The organism is Bradyrhizobium australafricanum (assembly GCF_020329495.1).
GTDB classification, from domain to species: domain Bacteria; phylum Pseudomonadota; class Alphaproteobacteria; order Rhizobiales; family Xanthobacteraceae; genus Bradyrhizobium; species Bradyrhizobium australafricanum.
Map to the genome: position 1 here is coordinate 1 of NZ_JAGKJL010000209.1, position 669 is coordinate 669.

General features: G+C 61.9%; 1 protein-coding gene and 1 pseudogene. One reads left to right on the plus strand and one right to left on the minus strand.

The features are described 5' to 3' along the window. Positions 1-375 (minus strand): annotated as a pseudogene (locus J6525_RS46600) (Mu transposase domain-containing protein); the annotation flags it as partial. Positions 376-422: 47 nt separating this feature from the next. Between J6525_RS46600 and J6525_RS46605 the strand changes: the two are divergent. Then, positions 423-669 (plus strand): DUF5372 family protein (locus J6525_RS46605; RefSeq protein ID WP_225649577.1); only part of this gene is annotated, 247 nt, incomplete at its 3' end.

Below are 669 nucleotides of genomic sequence, written 5' to 3' on the forward strand. Positions count from 1 at the left end.
AACACGCGTGTGATCCTGGAAGATCTCGACGGCTCGATAGGTGAGCCGGACGTCCACCCGACGGCCGATCAGCCGGTGCGGCACCGAGTAAAAGGTCTTGTCGACTTCGACGTGATAATCGGGGTGGACCTTCGCCGTTTTCCACTCGGCGTATTCGAACGGCTCGCCCGGCAGCGGCGTCAACGCAGCGCGCTCGATCTCCTCGAACAGCTGCCGGCGGGATTTGCCGATATGGCGCATCGGCCGATGGTTCAACTCCTCCAGCAGACCGCCGATCGCAGTATTGAGATCGGTCAGGTTGAAGAACCGCCGATGGCGCAGCCGTGCCAGAATCCAGCGCTCAACAATCAGCACCGCGCCTTCAACCTTGCCCTTGGCAAAAGTTGTCGACTGCAGGTCATGCGGGTACGACCCGGCAGGAGGTGCGGATCACGCATCCTTTTCATCCGCTTTGCGGCCGCAAGTTCGAACTGATCTGCCGGCGCCGTCATTGGGGCGAAGACCGGGTGGTCTATGAGGGCCAGAACGGTCGACTTTGCACGATCGCGAGCGCCTGGACCGATATCGAGCCACCCGATGAGTTCCGGCTGATCGCTGCGGGTAGAGCAGCCTTTTGCGTGGTTGACCTGTTGGCGCTTTGTGACGCGCTGGACCGGCTCGCCGAGAGCA